Source organism: uncultured Aquimarina sp., from assembly GCF_947495315.1.
Classification (GTDB): Bacteria; Bacteroidota; Bacteroidia; order Flavobacteriales; family Flavobacteriaceae; genus Aquimarina.
The window spans coordinates 39,228-56,979 of the sequence record NZ_CANLYD010000015.1; the positions used below are offsets into that span (position 1 = coordinate 39,228).

10 protein-coding genes are annotated in these 17,752 nt (G+C 33.7%); 2 read left to right on the forward strand and 8 right to left on the reverse strand.

Going from position 1 to position 17,752, the window contains the following annotated elements:
• Positions 1-112: 112 nt before the first annotated feature.
• Both Q0910_RS21825 and Q0910_RS21830 read right to left on the reverse strand, forming a co-directional pair.
• A complete protein-coding gene (locus Q0910_RS21825; protein ID WP_299221437.1) occupies positions 113-1,744 on the reverse strand; it encodes an SWIM zinc finger family protein in 1,632 nt (543 codons plus the stop codon).
• A 3-nt stretch (positions 1,745-1,747) separates the two neighbouring features.
• A complete protein-coding gene (locus tag Q0910_RS21830) occupies positions 1,748-4,828 on the reverse strand; it encodes a WGR domain-containing protein (protein WP_299221440.1) in 3,081 nt (1,026 codons plus the stop codon).
• 189 nt (positions 4,829-5,017) lie between these two features.
• Here Q0910_RS21830 and Q0910_RS21835 point away from each other — a divergent pair, with 189 nt between their 5' ends.
• Entirely contained in the window at positions 5,018-5,566 is a 549-nt protein-coding gene (locus Q0910_RS21835) for a GNAT family N-acetyltransferase (protein WP_299221443.1), read from the forward strand.
• Here Q0910_RS21835 and Q0910_RS21840 read toward each other — a convergent pair.
• The 4 genes from Q0910_RS21840 to atpD all read right to left on the reverse strand — a co-directional run bounded on the left by Q0910_RS21840 (position 5,547) and on the right by atpD (position 11,717).
• Positions 5,547-8,396 (reverse strand): prolyl oligopeptidase family serine peptidase, encoded by a 2,850-nt coding sequence (locus Q0910_RS21840; RefSeq protein ID WP_299221445.1) that lies wholly within the window; start codon positions 8,394-8,396, stop codon positions 5,547-5,549. The two genes, Q0910_RS21835 and Q0910_RS21840, sit on opposite strands and share 20 nt — an antisense overlap.
• Before the next feature lie 175 nt (positions 8,397-8,571).
• A complete protein-coding gene (locus Q0910_RS21845) occupies positions 8,572-9,588 on the reverse strand; it encodes a hypothetical protein (RefSeq protein WP_299221447.1) in 1,017 nt (338 codons plus the stop codon).
• Positions 9,589-9,838: 250 nt separating this feature from the next.
• Entirely contained in the window at positions 9,839-10,114 is a 276-nt protein-coding gene (locus Q0910_RS21850) for a F0F1 ATP synthase subunit epsilon (RefSeq protein WP_299221451.1), read from the reverse strand.
• A 94-nt stretch (positions 10,115-10,208) separates the two neighbouring features.
• Positions 10,209-11,717 carry a F0F1 ATP synthase subunit beta gene (atpD, locus tag Q0910_RS21855; RefSeq protein ID WP_299221453.1) on the reverse strand — a complete coding sequence of 503 codons (1,509 nt, stop codon included), beginning with the start codon at positions 11,715-11,717 and terminating at the stop codon, positions 10,209-10,211.
• A 262-nt stretch (positions 11,718-11,979) separates the two neighbouring features.
• Here atpD and Q0910_RS21860 point away from each other — a divergent pair, with 262 nt between their 5' ends.
• Positions 11,980-13,254, forward strand: a complete 1,275-nt coding sequence (locus Q0910_RS21860) for a sterol desaturase family protein (RefSeq protein ID WP_299221455.1) — start codon at positions 11,980-11,982, stop codon at positions 13,252-13,254.
• Positions 13,255-13,309: 55 nt separating this feature from the next.
• On the opposite strand, the gene Q0910_RS21865 is transcribed toward Q0910_RS21860, so the two are convergent.
• Both Q0910_RS21865 and Q0910_RS21870 read right to left on the reverse strand, forming a co-directional pair.
• Complete coding sequence (locus Q0910_RS21865) at positions 13,310-14,911, reverse strand: G-D-S-L family lipolytic protein (protein WP_299221457.1); 1,602 nt, start codon at positions 14,909-14,911, stop codon at positions 13,310-13,312.
• Positions 14,912-14,914: 3 nt separating this feature from the next.
• Positions 14,915-17,680, reverse strand: coding sequence for a TonB-dependent receptor (locus Q0910_RS21870; protein ID WP_299221459.1), 2,766 nt, complete (start codon positions 17,678-17,680; stop codon positions 14,915-14,917).
• Between the last annotated feature and the right edge of the window lie 72 nt (positions 17,681-17,752).

Genomic DNA, 17,752 nt, shown 5'->3' on the forward strand with positions numbered 1-17,752 from the left:
TCACAAGTTAAGTTCGAGCCAGTGATGCGTTTAGTGTCTGTATGCAGGATTGGCGATCCACCAATCAAAATGCAAGGTTTTCTCTCTTATCACTACCTGTTACAAATATAATTTATTTATCCTCAAAAGCAATCCTTAGTGCTAATATATGGGCACAAGGACCTTTTGTCATTTTATTATTATAATAATAGGAACAGGAGCAATTGCCATCTACAATCCTAAGGTCTTTATCTACCTTTACCATAGGAGTATATGTTTTTTCTACTGTTCCCGTAATCGTTATCTTTTCCTTATCTTCTGTATGTTTTATATCTCTTACTCCATCATCTTTTTGGGTAATCATATAAGCCTCTTTATCTGTTTCGCTAGAAAAACGCAGCGAATCAATATCTATTCCTTCTCGTTTTAATTCTCTAGCACGATATACTTTGTTCTTTAGATCATAAATCACCTTACCTGCCTGTGTAAAAGTAGTAAGTGCTTTATTAACAGTTGTGATGTCCATACCCACATCTGTCGCTAGTTCCTTTTCTGTACGGAACCAATTTTTACGCAATCCTAAATATACTGTCTGTAAAGCAGAAGAAGAAACCTGACCTCTAGGTGCTAACAGATCTAATTGACTTACCTGTGTCCAATCATTTGCTGTCCATCCTGATAACCCTAATGTAAAATACATATCATTAGTAAGATGTGCTGTATAAAATGAAGGCATTCCTGTACCCAGAAGATGTACAGTGAACTTATCTGTTATGGGTAATAATCGTTCTAATAATTGAATTCTTCTCCGTCCCCATACTCGTATTTCTTTTTCTGTATCGCCTTCATATAACGATCGCGGACATGCTACCTCAATATTCCAAGGTTCGAAAACAGCTACAATAGGTTGTCCTGGTTTTAGAATATATTTAATGGAGCGTGGACTTTTTCTTTCTTTATTTCGTTTTAAAATAAAAATAAAATTAGCAATATCTGCAGCTTCTAACTCAAAAGAGATTTTCTCACTTGTCATAGCAGAACTCACCTGAAGAAACCCACGTACCCAGCTATCTGGCAAATCGATCTTTACTTCTTTATAATTTTCTTCTCCCGTAGTCTGTACATCAAATCCAGAGGGATCTATCTTAAAATCTGTTTCTTTATAACTCCGTATCTTCTGAAACTCATTATACAAACTCTCAGAATAATCAATATTTGTGGTGCCACACTTAAAATCACTAATATTCGTAAATACTTCATAATCACATGATAATTTACCATATACAGACTCATCTTTACTAAAACATTCAAAAAACACCTGATCAGGATGCACAGTAATTACAGGATCTAATACAAACCATGCAGCATAATCTCTGGTATACAAGTATTTAAAGTATTTTTGTTGTGCTTTATAAAATGGTTTAGTGATTATTTCTCGCTGCTCCCGTAATCCTTTTAATTTTCGTTGCAATTCGTTAATCTCAGAATTGGTTTTCTCTAGTTTCTGATTTGCTTCTGTAAGCCATACTTCTTCCTGACTTTTTAACCACTCCAGATACTGTGTATTATCTTTTGGTTGAAATTTAAAATCTGCCACAACTACATCATGCAATGCAGAAATAGCTTCTCTAAACGGAATTTTTTTATGCAATGTTCCTATAAAATAAGTCGGCTCTCTTAATACATCGGGGGCAAAAGCAACATTAGTTGATGCCACTCCATTTTGCACATTACTCTTTCCTCCATATTTATAATTAAACTTCATGTGCTAAACAGTTTTGATGATTAATGGAGTTTCTAAAGATGGATATACTTCGTGGATGGCTAGCATAATATCGATGCACTTACTTTTATCCTTGATGGTTTTAGTAGCGATTATAGAATTCAGAATTCTTACAGTCATTCTGGCTATCATTTCGTTTTTTATAGCTTCTTTTTCCAGAAATGCATATACTCTTGTTTTTGCTGCATTATTGGTATTGATATTAAATAATACCGTTTTAAAAAATGCTTCTAACTTAAGAATTACTTCTGGAGCATCTTTTGCATAAGTATCCAGGTAGTTCGTTGTAAAAAACTGCATCGTTTTAGTAGGATGTTCTTGCAACTTTAATAGTAATTGTAATCCATCTTCTGCTCTAAAATGTGTAGTTATAATTTTTCTGCCGAAAGACTCAACATCGTTTTTAGTATGATCACATACATATAACAAAGTATCTACAGTCCAATTTTCTGGTTTGATGTGTTTCTCAAAATATGCAAACGCCCATACTCTAGCATCTTTCCAATTAGTATTAAATATCCTAAGCGCTTCTTCTAATTCATAGTTAATTCGCGAAGGATTACTTTTAAAATATATCTCTAGTGTATCCCTAATTACCCTAACATCGCTAGTTGCTAATGAAACCAATTGTAACATCGTTAACTCCTGAAGTTGTACCTTTTTCTGAAATAATGGAGTTCCTAATTTCTGCGCAAACTCATATTTAGATAGGATTAGGGTAATAACTCCTTCTTCGCTTACTTCATTTAAATCTTTGCCATAAAATCGTATCAATAATTCATGACTACTTTTATGTATACCCTCATATGATTCTTGCTCAACTAATATCTGTAATAATTTTTGTAGAAGTCCTTTTTTAAAACCCGTATCCAATCCGATCAATCTTCCTACAGCTGGTTGTATTGCCTCTCTAACCTCTGTATATGGAGAAAAACAGTATTCCTTAATAACTTGATGATTTTCTAGTAAATACTGATCAGGAAAATCGGCTAATAACGCTACTCCTGTTTTTCTCAATAGTTCTTCATCAGCATCCAGATAATCTCCTAAAAATTCTTTAACCAAGTCATAAGAAGGAATGGCATTGACCTTACTTAATGTCGCTGCAAAAAGCCTATTCGTAACGGCGGTACTCTCTGCCAACTGTAATATCTTTTTTTTAGAAACTTCTTTTAGTAATACTCCAAATTGAGTATCCGAAATTAGTTCATTTACTTGTAATAAAAATTCATATTGAAATTGATTTGGCACCTCAAACAATAGTGCTAATTGATCAATATGCAAGGGAAGATTATAAACAACCTTTGTTTTATATAATTCTGACAGATAGTTCAGTATTTTTGGTTTACCTATTAAAATCAATGCTACTGGAAAATCTGAACTACTAAAGTAATCTTTCTCATATTTCTGCAACCACTGCAATCCTAAAGTTGTTGCTCTCTTACTATTGGATTTTAATAATGAAAGTATAATATTTTGTTCTGGTTGAGTGCTTTCGTATTGTCTTTCTAAAACTTCTAACACAGTATCTACAACTCTTGCGTCATAATGAGCGATTAATTTCTTAAAAATAGCTGGTTCAATAACATCCAGAAAATTAGGTTTGTCTTGTATAATTCTTAAAGAAAAAGAGATCGCTTCATTGCTCTTAGCATGTGCAAGGATGTAAAGCACTTCTTGTGGCTTTGAATTCCATACTTCTGGTAACGCTTCTTCTCTTGGTAATTGAGAAGTACTCATTATTTCTCCAGTATAATACCATTTCTTACGAGAACGCTGAAACCTTTCAGAATTACCATGCAAAACATACATCAAAGCAGGAAAATCACAATATTTAGGATACTGCTGTTGTACATTTTCATATCTTCTAGTATCGTTATTATAGGTATATAAATATTGCGTTTCTTCTTTTTTATTATCTGTAGCATCATCTAAACTACACAACAATGCAACTGCTAAATCTACATAATTATTAGTATTGGATTGACCTAAAAAATACGTTGTCTTATATGCGGCATTACCAAAATATTCCCTAGTTTTTCCAGAAAAAGCAATTCTAGGATTTGCTTTTTTCTTTTCTTCATCAGCTGATATCCAATTCCAGTTTTTATCATAGGTTCCATAACCATTATACCCAGGTTTACTAATAGAAATACGTTTGCTTAGCAATGCATAGAAAGTAACATCATTAGTTACCTCAGCAGATTTAAAAATATATCGAATAGATTTAAAAGTATCAATCCTTATAGGCAATCTATTGATAAAAGTATGCAGAATCTTTCGCAACTCAGGATCCTGATGAGATACTACATACAGGTAATATAAACATAATGGGTTCTCAATTTTTTCTTGTAAAAAATAAATAGCTAATTCATTAGAAAGTTCTTGTTTGTTTTCAAGTGTGCTAATCAATTGAACAGGAAGTTCTTTTTTAGCAAGATCTACGATTGTTTTTTGATGTTGATCTTCTTTTGTAGTATTCTTTAATACATATGATACAGCAATTCTTCCTATCTTATCAGTAAATCCTTTTTGATTAAAAACATCAGTAACAGCATCCACAAAGGATGTGTCTTCTAGTTTTGCCAATGCCCAGATAGCTGCATATTGTTCAAATTCATCCTGTGAAGATATAAAATGAGAAGTATACTGTAGAGCTTCCTTCAACCCTAATACTCCTGCTCTCCAAATGATTCTGGACACCTTCCAATCTCTGGTATAATTTCCTGAAGTAGCATCTTTCAGGTATTTTAGAATGACTTCGTTTCTAGCAATATTTACATTATCATCTTGTTTAATATCCTGTCTTCTAACAGCCCCCTCTTTACCTTCTTCCGCATATCCTTTGTCCTCTTTACTTTTTACCAATTTATCAAAGACAACCGTAGCTTCTTCATATGATACCGGAAAAACAGTTTTAGTTCCTTCTCTAAGGTTGCTACCTCGTCTTCCATATCTAAAATTCACCACATATAATTCCGCATCTACTTCGCATAGATCGGCTTCATATACTTTATCTGATTTTGCATCCTTAAAGAAGAGTGATTTACTTTTTAGTAATTTCAATGTGAGTTGGATTTTAAAGAATTAAAAATCTCGTTTTTAAATGATATTTCAAAAATTAATCAGTACTATTTTGAAAAGTATTTTATTTTTATTTGAACACTTGTATATCACCTTCTGTTTTTGATATATAAAATTAGCAAACTACTAAAATCATATCTTTACTTTCTTCTAAATACTAAAGTTAAAAAGATGGCTATTCAACATTTAAAATATACAATTGCTACATCAGACAACGAGCTCGAACAAATCATTCAACTTCAACAAAAAAACCTAGCTGCTTCAATTTCTCAAAGCGAAAAAGAAAAAGAAGGTTTTGTTACTGTAGAACATGATTTCGATATCCTAAAAAAGATGAATGACCAACAGCCACATGTAATTGCAAAGGATGGAGATATTGTTGTTGGTTACACGCTTTGTATGACAGCAGATTTTGGGAATGATATTCCTGTGCTTAGACCTATGTTTACAAAAACAGAGAATTCATTGGATCAAACTAAAACGTATATCGTTATGGGTCAAGTTTGCATTGATAAAGAATACCGCGGTCAAGGAATATTTAGAGGTTTATACCAAAAAATGAAACTAGAGTTACAGGAAAAATATGATCTTCTAATCACAGAAGTAGCTGCTAACAATTTGCGATCACTGCAAGCTCATAAAGCCATCGGTTTCAAAAATCTGCTTGTATATAAAAGTGATGAAATTGATTGGCATCTTATCAGTTGGAACTGGGAATAGTTTTTCCTGTTTCCAAAGGTTTTTCTTCTAAGTCGTATCCCAGATTTTTCCCTTTTTCAACTCTAGAAACACCGTTTATCATCCACTTTGGAACTGGTTTTCCCTGTAAATAATGATCAAAAAATTGCATCATTCTAATGGAAAGATCTTGTCTGTTTTTTTCTTTTCTTAAGTTATGCGCTTCATCATTGTATACTAAAAGCCAAGCTGGCTTCTGTAGCCTGCGCATACCCATAAACATTTCTATACCCTGATAGTAAGGAACTGCTCCATCTTTATCATTATGCATCATTAAGAGTGGTGTTTCTATTTTAGGAATTCCAAACAATGGAGAGTTTTCTATATATAGATCAAAACCTTCCCATAAATTCTTTCCTATTCTACTTTGAGTTCTCTCATACTGAAACGCTCTACTCAATCCGGATTGCCAACGGATTCCACCATATGCAGAGGTCATATTACTTACAGGAGCTCCAGCCATAGCAGCTTTAAACTTATTCGTTACCGTTACTAAATAGGCTACCTGATATCCTCCCCAACTCTGACCTTGAATCCCCATGTTTTCACTATCCACATAGCCCAATTTTTCTAAAGCCTCAACTCCAGAAACTACACAGTTATATGCGCTAGGACCTGGTTTACCATCTTCATAAACAATATCCGGCACAAACATGATATAACCGTTACTTACCAAATAAGAAGGGTTTACAATAGAAGCGCTAGGTCTTGGAGTATAATAATTCCTATAACTATCAGATCGTTTTTCATAAAAGTATGTAATCAAAGGATATTTTTTTGATGGATCGAAGTCTTCCGGTTTATAGATAATTCCGTCTAGCTTTTTACCATCATAAGCTTTCCAACTAAAAAGCTCTGCTGTTCCCCATTTAAAATCTTTTTTCTGAGGGTTTGCATCTGTAATTTGAGTAGCGTTTTGAAAATTATTGTTTGTATAATGTAGATCCTGAAATGTATTAAAGTTTTGTTTTCGAAACGTGAATACTTCTCCTTTTTGAGCCTTTTGATATTTGTTTAAAAAGAACTCTGTAGGCTTTATTTTTTCTACCAATTTATCACCTCTTAATACATACAATCCTGAAGCTTTAGTCTTCATATCAAAGCTCGTAACCAATAATTCTTCATTACTATAAGATGCATTATTTTGATTTTCTGAATCTAATTTTTGAGTTCTATATTCTATTTTATTTTTTCTTCCTTTAACTGTAATATTAATTGGTTTTTTTTCTCCTGACATTGAAACTTTCCAAACATCAAATTTGTCATAAATCAATGCATTTCCATTTTTATCAAACCCTCCAAAACCATGAGGATACGGTAACATAGGATGATCATCATCTTCATCATAAAAAGCTACCTTAACTTTCTTAGTAAGATTAGTTTTTCTTAATGTCGATAATTCTAATGAAAACCAATGTTTTTTAAATATATCATAATACAATACATACTTTCCATCAGGCGACAAATAAGGCTGTAAAGCAGTTTTCGTAAGACCCAATCGTTTTTGACCCGTATATGTATCTATTACATAAAAATCTCTGGTCCAAGGCAAATACCAAGAACGCTGGATGTCATAAGGAGTCCCTGTAGCTCCTAATATAAATCTTTGTTCTCTGTTCTTATCGAAAAGAAGATCTTCAAATGTTTCATCCTGTATATGAACTACAGATTTTTTTTCGGTATTATAATAAGAAATAAATGCTCTGTTTTTTAATTCTTCAAACCTTGCATTTTGCTCAGGTTGTATCATTTTGTCTTTCCAATTCCAAACATCTACTTGTGGAACTTCGTCTTCTAAAAGTGTAGTGTCTTTTTGATACTCAACTTTTGGCTTTGAATAAAAATAAAGTCTATTACCGCTTTCCGAAAAAAATGCGGTCTGACCTGCACCTAACTCCCAATTTTTTCTAAGATTTTTTCCTATAGTATCTACTAAATTTAGTAGCTTTTTATCTTTATAATAGAATAACTGGTACTGTAATGAATCTATGTGAGTAGAGTCTTTTGCGGCGATATAGGAAAATTGCTTCCCTGTTCTATCGACTGATAATTTATCATAAATATAATTAGTAGTATCTATTACTATCTTAGATCTAGAAACGATATCATATTCGAAGACTCCTAGATCTTTTTCTTTCTTCTTTTGGTTTTTCTTTGTATAATAGAATTTCCTGCCTTCCTTTGAAAGAACAAAATCCTTGATTTGAAAAATAGTATCTTTCTCTTTAGTCTTTAGGTTATATACTAATGCATAATTCTGCTTAAACGCCTTTCCTAACTTGGTTTTAACAGTATCTTTTTCCTTAGTTTTTAGAGAATCTTCTTTCTTTTTTTCTGGTTTCTTATTCTTAAATTTTTCTATAACTAACCAATCATTAGACTCTTCAGGAATCTTGTAGAAACTTGCTCTTACAATAGAATCATATATTTTATTATTTTTTACATCGTAGATAAACAGATCATCCTTTGATTGTTCTTCTTTCTTTACTTTTTTCTTTTTCTCTTTTCGAATATTCTCGTAGTTAGGTTTACGTTGGAAAATCACAAAATTTTCGTCTTGAGTGATTGAAGAATTATACCCGTTAAAAAAAGTGAATTTTTTGTTATTTTCTGTATTGTAAATTTCTATGTATCCATCTCCTCTTTTTGTAGAAGTTGTAATCACAGAAACTATCAGCTTTCCTTTATTGGATATTTTAGTATCTGTAATACTTTTCCAGAGATCATAATCTTCATGACTTAAAGATTGTTTCTGAGCAAAAATTAATGTTGTAAAACTGAAAAAAATTAGAGTAACTATATTCTTAATCATTACGTTGAGCTATGTCTATGATCGAAATGTATAAAACGTTTTACCCATAAATAATCGTTTAACATAATTTTATATAAAATTCTTATTATTATTTAGTTTGATATTAATTTACCATATAAAAAAGGAGCTAAATACTCAATATAGCTCCCTTTTATCAATTTACCATATAAATCAACTAATCTAGACCAAGATATGGGTTATAAACATATGTTTTGCTGAAATTTCCTAACCCATTAAAATACTCATCAACTAAGTGAGCTGGGTAGTATGCCAATCCTCCCGCCAATAATCCTTGGTTTCCTCCATCGTTTTTATCATCCCAATTCCAGGGTGCATTTGCGGAACCGTTACCATATGATTTCTGAAATGATTTTGCGTTACTAAATAAGTTAGCATTTAATCGCTGATCCCACATTCCACCATTTTCGAATATATTGACTAGTTTGTATTTTACATTTCTATCATAGATATCCGAAGGATATTCGCTGATCGTTTTACTTGGATAATACACTATATAATCGCTTCCACCCGGTTGTTGTTTTACATGTGCCTTAATACCATGACCTTTGGCCTCTGCAGATGTTTTAAATCGATTAATTCCGTTATGATTTTGTGTAGTCAAAGTGCCATCTATATCTTCATTTCCATTAGTCAAACCAGAATTAGATGCTTTATAAGAATAAAAGTCAGAATGAAATACAGTTACTATTCCAATTGCTTTCCCATAAGTAGAGTTATCCTTCTTTACAACAGTTAGTACTCCTTCCAGATCATTTTCATGTTCGTCGATACGATATAAAAACCATATATCTGTCCAATCTCTCGGATGAAAGAATGCATAGGTAATGAAATAATGAGTCGCTGTTTCTACTACAGAATAGTATCCTACTGCCTTTCCTTTTCTGGAAGAACTCGCAATATTGTTCCAGTTATTCTTAGCATTAAAATCACCATCAAAATCATATCTTGTGATGTAGTCTGCTTTTCCATTTAATCCATGAGAACCTGTTCTATCCACATCCTGATAATGTACCGGTGCATGATAAAAAGCAAGATCTAAATGAAAATTAGCATTTTTTTGAGTTGGTTCCTCTTTTACTTCCAGCACTTCATCGTTGTAACTATCTTCGCTAACTTCACAACTTATTATTAAAAAGGATAATAGCATTGATAATTTAATAGAGTTTTTCATAATGTTAGTATGTTAGGTTATTAATTGCTTAAAGTTAACACACTTGTTTCAGGCTAAGTTTAGCTTAATCTTAAGGCTTTATTATACTAACATTGACAAAAGGTTATCTATTTTATAGATTGATCATGATATATCATTTACTATGACCGTTAAGTTGTTTTGTTAAATGAATAATACGCTCTTTTAAACAAAAAAAATCCCAAATTCCTTAATTGGAACTTGAGATTTTATAATGGTAGAAGTAATTGGATTAATCTGCTAAAACAATCACTTTATTGTCTTTCATTTCGATAGTTCCAGAGTTTATAGGAAGTAATGTCACTCCATTTTCTTTAGAAAACTTCTCTGCTACTTCTTCTTCCAGATTCATATCTCCATATACTTTTACATTTCCTTTTCCTAATAAAGAAACGATTGGTGCGTGATTATCTAACATCTGAAACTCTCCGTTAACACCTGGTACCGCAACTGAAGTTACCTCACCACTAAATAAAACTGCTTCCGGAGTTACTATTTCTAAATACATATTTTTATAAGTATTGAGTATTGAGTAATTAGTATTAAGTTAATAATAAGAGAAAAAACACTCTCATTACTGATTACTAACTTCTCAGTACTATTTATGCTTCAGCTAACATTTTCTCACCCGCTTCGATAGCCTCTTCGATTGTTCCTTTAAGGTTAAACGCTGCTTCTGGTAAGTGATCTAATTCACCATCCATAATCATTGTAAATGCTTTAATAGTATCTTTAATATCTACTAAACATCCTGGAATACCTGTAAACTGCTCTGCTACGTGGAATGGTTGAGATAAGAAACGTTGTACACGACGTGCACGTCCTACCGCTAATTTATCTTCTTCAGATAATTCTTCCATACCTAGGATAGCGATGATATCTTGTAATTCTTTATAACGCTGTAAAAGCTCTTTTACTCTTTGTGCACAATTGTAGTGCTCATCTCCTAAAATATCGGCTGTAAGAATTCTTGAAGTAGAATCTAATGGATCTACCGCTGGATAAATACCAAGCTCAGCAATCTTACGAGATAATACGGTTGTTGCATCTAAGTGAGCAAATGTTGTTGCTGGTGCTGGATCTGTTAAATCATCCGCAGGTACATAAACCGCCTGTACAGATGTAATAGATCCTTTCTTAGTAGAAGTAATACGCTCCTGCATCACACCCATTTCTGTTGCCAAAGTAGGCTGATATCCTACCGCAGATGGCATACGTCCTAGAAGTGCTGATACCTCAGAACCTGCTTGTGTAAAACGGAAGATGTTATCTACAAAGAAAAGTACATCTTTCCCTTGTCCATCTCCAGCTCCATCGCGGAAATATTCTGCTATCGTAAGACCAGAAAGTGCTACACGAGCACGTGCTCCTGGTGGCTCATTCATCTGTCCGAATACGAAAGTTGCTTTAGATTCTTTCATTACTTCTTTATCTACTTTAGAAAGATCCCATCCTCCTTCTTCCATAGAATGCATAAAGTCATCACCATACTTGATAATTCCTGACTCTAGCATCTCACGAAGTAAATCATTTCCTTCACGAGTTCTTTCTCCTACTCCTGCGAATACAGAAAGACCACCGTGACCTTTTGCAATATTGTTAATCAACTCCTGAATTAAAACTGTTTTACCTACTCCTGCACCACCAAATAATCCAATCTTACCACCTTTTGCATAAGGCTCAATAAGATCAATTACTTTAATACCTGTAAATAAAACTTCTGTAGAAGTTGATAAATCTTCAAATTTAGGCGCTTGACGGTGAATTGAAAGACCATTATCTCCTGCTTTAGGAAGATCTCCAAGACCATCAATTGCATCACCGATCACATTAAATAGACGTCCGTACACATCTCCTCCGATTGGCATCTGGATAGTAGATCCTGTTGCAACAGCTTCTACACCTCTGCTTAATCCATCACTGGAATCCATCGCAATGGTACGCACAGTATCCTCACCAATGTGAGACTGAATCTCTAACACCAACTTGGTACCGTCTGCTCTATTAATTTCTAACGAATCGTAAATTTTTGGTAATTCAGTACCGGCAGCGAATGCTACGTCTATAACCGGACCTACAATTTGTGATACTTTACCCGTAACTTGAGACATTATATAACTATTTAATGTTTAGTATTTAACTATTTAAAAGACCCTTTTTTCGAATGTACCGAATACGACCTTTTTTCAGGCTGCAAATATAGGCTTTTAAAATGAAAAAAATACTGTCTTTTATTTTGTTTTTTTTATGCGAAAATCTGAAGCTTATTTCCTGTACAAAAAGTATTGATTTTAGGAAGCTTTATTTGATTTTGAAATCTTTAAATTGTACTTTTCTTACAAATTCCTTTTTGTTTTTATTTAAAGAGTACCTATGGAAACATATGCTATTGCATTAAGCTATGCCATCCCAGGATTTATTGTTCTTATTCTTTTAGAATATTTGATAAGCAGATGGAAGAGAACCCCTGTAAATGAGGGGATGGACACGATTTCTAGCATTAGTTCAGGGATAACTAATACATTAAAGAGTCTAATGGGGTTAACTGTCATCATTATAAGTTATGAATGGATGGTAGATCGCATTGCTTTAATAGAAATTAAATCCTCCTTCCTAATTTATTTTCTAACTTTTATTGGGTTAGACTTTGTAGGATATTGGTCTCATCGATTTAATCATACAGTAAATGTGTTTTGGAACAGACATATTATACATCACAGTAGTGAAGAATTTAATTTGGCTTGTGCATTGCGACAAAACATTTCTGCCATAGTGTCCATATATTTCTTTCTTTACATTCCTATTGCCTTCATCGGTATTCCAGCGGAAATTGTTGCGTTTGTGGCTCCTATTCACTTTTTCGCACAGTTCTGGTATCATACAAGATTAATTGACAAAATGGGCGTTTTGGAACACATAATAGTAACTCCTTCTCACCATAGAGTTCATCATGCAATAAACGATGAGTATCTGGATAAAAACTATTCAGAAATATTTATCTTTTGGGATAAGTTATTTGGAACATTTCAAAAAGAGTTGCCAGATCAACCACCGGTGTATGGAGTAAAAAAGCCTGTGAATACCTGGAATCCTTTCTTTATTAATTTCATGCATATATGGGGAATCCTAAAAGACTCTATAAGAACAAAAAGGCCCTGGGATAAAATTAGGGTATGGTTTATGCCGACGGGATGGAGGCCCGACGATGTAACAAAGAAATATCCTATTGCGGTTACCACAGATCCTTATAATCGAGAAAAATACAAAACAGAAAGTTCGTTATTATTAAAGATATGGTCCTGGACACAGTTAGTCATAACTATTGCCCTTATGTATTACTTACTAATAAGTGTTGGTAAGCTTCCTTTTATTCAAATTGTTAACTACTCCATTTTTTTAATGACCTCCATATTTGCATACACCTCTTTAATGGATCGACACATTATTTCCATTTACGTAGAGATTATCAAACTTGTTTTAGGGATTTATTTTATTATCCAAGGAGATAGTTGGTTTGGAATAGATGACCTTATATCAGGAGGAACTTATATTGTATATACATATATCATCCTTTCATTTATAGTGTCAGTTTATTTTCAGCTTATTGAAAGAAAATATGTAACTGGAACTTATAAACAAATGGTATAAAAAACCGGCAATAAAATATTTTATTGCCGGTTTTACGTATTGTATATATTATTGATTATGGCAACATAGGTGAATAAAACGTTGGATAATCCACCGCTTTTACCATTGGTAAATTAGAACCATAGGTAGTATTAATTGCTTCCATAGTTTTATTTGCAATAAAGGCATATCCTCTTGCCGTTGGATGCACTCCATCTAACGAAAATAATCCTCCAAACACTAGATTACCTTGCAATAAGAATTCATCAAATGTAGTACCACCATCTGAAGCTTCAACTAATAACGCATTAGCATCCACAAAAGCTAATCCCGCTTGTTGTGCTGCAGCAGAAATAGTAGTATTAAATGCTGCAGTTGCAATAGCTATATCCTCTTGTTCTTCTGGTGTCAACACCCACTTATCAGCTAATGGAACAGCAACTCCATTTACAGATAATGGATTACCCGGATCTGCTAAAGTTCCTATAAAACTGCTTGATGTTAATACTAAAAGATCGGCCTCAGTAGCTTGTCTCATAGGAACTAGACCAGCATTTATTGCTGTCAAATCAGTTAAATTCTCATCAAAAATAACTACCGCATTTCCTGCTCCAGCGTTAAAAGTTATTTTTCTTCTAGCCATTTCAGCGGTTGCCAATTCTAAGGAAGTCATATCCGATGTAGGTGGAAAAAGAGCTCCTAAAGTTAGTGGATTAGCAGTTAAAAAAGCTAATGCTGCATCTAGTCCACCATTATAGGCTGCGTAAGCACTGTTTACAGCTCCTGCAGTAGCAGCATCTAGCGGAACCGGATTGTGTGGCACTGTTGTAAAATGAGCGATGGAAGTCACATCAGGGATATTAGCTACTACACCTTTTGCGCCACCAGATGTTAAGGTAGCCACAAGACCATTATACGCTTGATTAAACATTCCGGTGTCTGTTATTGGATCTGTACCATCTCCTCCTGTCAATGCATATCCTAATACATCATTATTACCAATCCATAATGAGAAAAATGTAGGATTCTGATCCATGGCATCTTCTAATACAGATGAAGTAGCGCTAGAAGCTATACGTACATAATAAGGGTTCACAAGTGGAGGATCAGCTGCTAAACCTGCGGGATTGCCATATCCATTAGCTAATAAATGAAAACTTTTAGCTCCCGGAATTCCCATATTATTAAAGCTTGATCCTAGATTTGTAGTAGCTTCGGTTGTAGGTGATTCTGGTGAGAAATCTAACATATCAGGAACAACCCCTAAAGGATAAGGGCCAGAATTAAAGTCATCATCGGGATCAACATCACTATAAAAATAAAATCTAGGTCCGAAACTACCATTAGTCATTGGCATTCCGCCAAAAAGGAATCCACCTATATTATCGTTCATAAGAGGTTGGGAAAAAGAACCTCCGCCAGCAAGGGCAAACTGTTGCGCTAAAATATTAGGCATTGAATTTTCTTGCCCAGCAATAAATAATGCTCCATCTGTAAAACCAGCAGTTAGAGAGTTTCCTAATGCTACATAAGTCGAAAAATCAGCAGTTCCAGAAGTGATCACTACCTCTTCGGTTGTTGTCAAATCGTCATCTGATTCACAAGCTACAAATCCAAAAACCAGTAGGGTTAATAGCCATTTATATTGAATATTCATATTTCTTAAAATATTTTGCATTAATTATAAGTTGTTTATAGATATACCTATATAGTATTGAGAACCAATAAATCCAGTACCAAAAGCAGTAAAATACTCGTCTCCTAATATATTGGTAGCACCTGCCTTAATTATAGCCTTTAATTTTGGGATCGTGTAATTAATTTGTGCATTAACAACATTAAAAGAAGGCACATCTCCATCTCCAAAAGAAGCTTCCCAGAAATAGGCATCACTCCAAGTCCAACTAGTATTAAATCCAAAGTTTTTTACCAAATTGGTATGCCCAAAAGAGGCTTTCACCTTATGTTCCGGGGTATTAAAAGTTGTTCTAAAATCAGGGTCTTCACTTTTGTCAAAATCTAGTTTTGTAAATGTATAATTTACTCCTACATCAAAATTTCCTAATATCTTAGTATCCACACCAACAGTTCCTCCATATGATTTAATATCTGCATCAGAATTAGTATACGCCTGATATATTTCGGTATCTCCATTTTGTAAAGCAGCAAGAGATAGGGCTCCATCACCAACTTCTCCATAGAGGGGAACTAATACATTTTCTGTCGAAATAAAATCTGTGTAAAAATTATAATAACCACTCAAGTCAATAACAAACTTTTTGACCTTTCCTCGGTATCCCACCTCGAAAGCAATAACCTTTTCAGGCTCTACTAAGTCCACATTAGAGACCGTTGGAGCACCATTTAATACGGAATTTAATGAAAATGAGTTTTCGTAAGCTTGTCTACCAACTACACTAGCGGTATTGCTACCAGTTAATATTTGACCATCACCGCTTAGATCAAAAGTTCTAACATCTCGATCTAAGTTCTCTGAGGCTGATCCTACAAGAATAGCTCTACCCACATTTAATCCAATAAACAAATCCTGAGTTGTTGGGTTTCTAAAACCAGTCTGCGCAGAAAAACGAATATTATGATTTCTGTCAGCACCAGCCGTATAACCTAAAGATAATCTTGGAGAAAAGTTTCCGTCAAATAATTCTGACTTATCATATCTAATAGAGCCTGTGATTTTTAACCTATCGTCTACTAATTTCTTTTGCACTTGTGTGTATACTCCAAATTCTGAGTAACGAATAGGTCCATCAAAATCTGTAAAAATAGTTCCTGAAGAATTCAATTTATATTCCCTAAAGGATCCCCCAACCTGAATATCAGCAAAACTTTCTGTAAGATGACTAAAGTTATAATTAACATCAACGTGTTTTAGTTGACTAGCATCCTGAAATTTAGATCCCGTAGCAAGATCAGGATCTGAGGTTACTGTTCTAAATGCGCTTTCAAATTCTGGAGTACCAGGAAGCAACCTTCCAGTATCGGCAGTTTGTCTTGCAATCAAGTGAGCTTGTTCTGGTAACTGACCTGCAAGAGTTGCCTGTGCGAAAGTACCAGCATATTCACCAAACCAGGTTTGATCATCTTTCCATGATCTGTTTATGTTAATTCCTGTAAACCTAGAATCATAAGAATCTCCTGCATCTTCATCAGTAATATAACCTCTAATAAAAAAGTTATTGTTTTTAATTTCTAATTTATGTTGTTGTAAGAAGAAATTACGAATAGAATATCTATTTGCTCCTTGATAAATTGTAGTTCCTCGTCCAACTTTTCCTAAGTATATAATTTCTAAGTCATCTGCAAAAGGACGATAGTGCAATGCTGCGTCAAACTTTATACTTTCTGCATTGTAATTATTTAAATCACTCTCTAAATAACCTGTTCTACTTACTTCTTCATTAGGTAGTAAATTCTCTGCTCCAGCTGGTAATACCCCAAGATTTACCAAAGCCACACCAACTCCTCTAATATTCGTACTTACTTCATCTCCATAAACATTAAGCCCATCATAATTAGGATCTAATCTCGTCCCTGTAATAATATCATCCGACACACTAACTTCACTTGTAGCAAACCAATCTGTTCCTCTTAAGTATGAGAAATTTACTTTTGCTGCGAACTTATCTGAGAACGCGTGGGCCATCCTAATCCCATAATCATAGTATTCATTATCACCAGCAGCATCCTGAGAAGTAATACCACCTTTAAAATAAGCACTTATTCCTTGATGATCAAATGGGTTTTTACTCGTCATAAACAAGATCCCATTAAAAGCATTTGCTCCATACAACGCAGAAGATGCTCCTGGAAGCAACTCTATACTATTCACATCTAATTCCGTCATCCCTAATAAATTACCCAGAACAAAATTTAATGCAGGTGCAGCATTATCCATTCCATCAACTAACTGTACAAATCTAGTATTAGCAAAATCTGCAAATCCTCTAGTATTTACAGATTTAAAGGTTAGACTATTCGCATTAATATCAACTCCTTTTAAATTTTCTAAACCATCATAAAAATCTGCGGCTGGTGTATTTTTTATTTTCTTTATTCCGAAGCGCTCTACACTTACCGGAGATTCAAATACACGTTCAGGTGTTCTTGAAGCAGAAATAATAACTTCATCCAATTCCGTTCCTTCTTTTAAGGTAATCCTTAAATCACTTGAGCTAGCCGTAATATTTACTGTAGCAGACTCAAAACCAACACTACTTACGATAATAGTAAAAGGAGGTGTCTCCTCCAGTGTTAAAGTAAATAATCCGTCAAAATCGGTAACTGTACCTACCGAAGCCCCTTGTAATGCAATGTTAGCCCCTGGAATTGGTTGATTGTTATTATCAACCACCGTTCCACTAATTGTTGTTTGTGCAGTAGAAATAACACCTATAAAAAGCATCATTCCTAACGTAATTGTCCTCATATCCTAGATTAGTTTTTATGTTATGACAACAATATACGTTTTTTTACTAATTCTTTAAAAAAAAGTTAAAAA

Coding starts and splice junctions, on each gene's coding strand:
- Q0910_RS21825 (WP_299221437.1), bottom strand. CDS start 1,744: ATGAAGTTTAATTATAAATATGGAGGAAAGAGTAATGTGCAAAATGGA.
- Q0910_RS21835 (WP_299221443.1), top strand. CDS start 5,018: ATGGCTATTCAACATTTAAAATATACAATTGCTACATCAGACAACGAG.
- Q0910_RS21840 (WP_299221445.1), bottom strand. CDS start 8,396: ATGATTAAGAATATAGTTACTCTAATTTTTTTCAGTTTTACAACATTA.
- Q0910_RS21845 (WP_299221447.1), bottom strand. CDS start 9,588: ATGAAAAACTCTATTAAATTATCAATGCTATTATCCTTTTTAATAATA.
- Q0910_RS21850 (WP_299221451.1), bottom strand. CDS start 10,114: ATGTATTTAGAAATAGTAACTCCGGAAGCAGTTTTATTTAGTGGTGAG.
- atpD (WP_299221453.1), bottom strand. CDS start 11,717: ATGTCTCAAGTTACGGGTAAAGTATCACAAATTGTAGGTCCGGTTATA.
- Q0910_RS21860 (WP_299221455.1), top strand. CDS start 11,980: ATGGAAACATATGCTATTGCATTAAGCTATGCCATCCCAGGATTTATT.
- Q0910_RS21865 (WP_299221457.1), bottom strand. CDS start 14,911: ATGCAAAATATTTTAAGAAATATGAATATTCAATATAAATGGCTATTA.
- Q0910_RS21870 (WP_299221459.1), bottom strand. CDS start 17,680: ATGAGGACAATTACGTTAGGAATGATGCTTTTTATAGGTGTTATTTCT.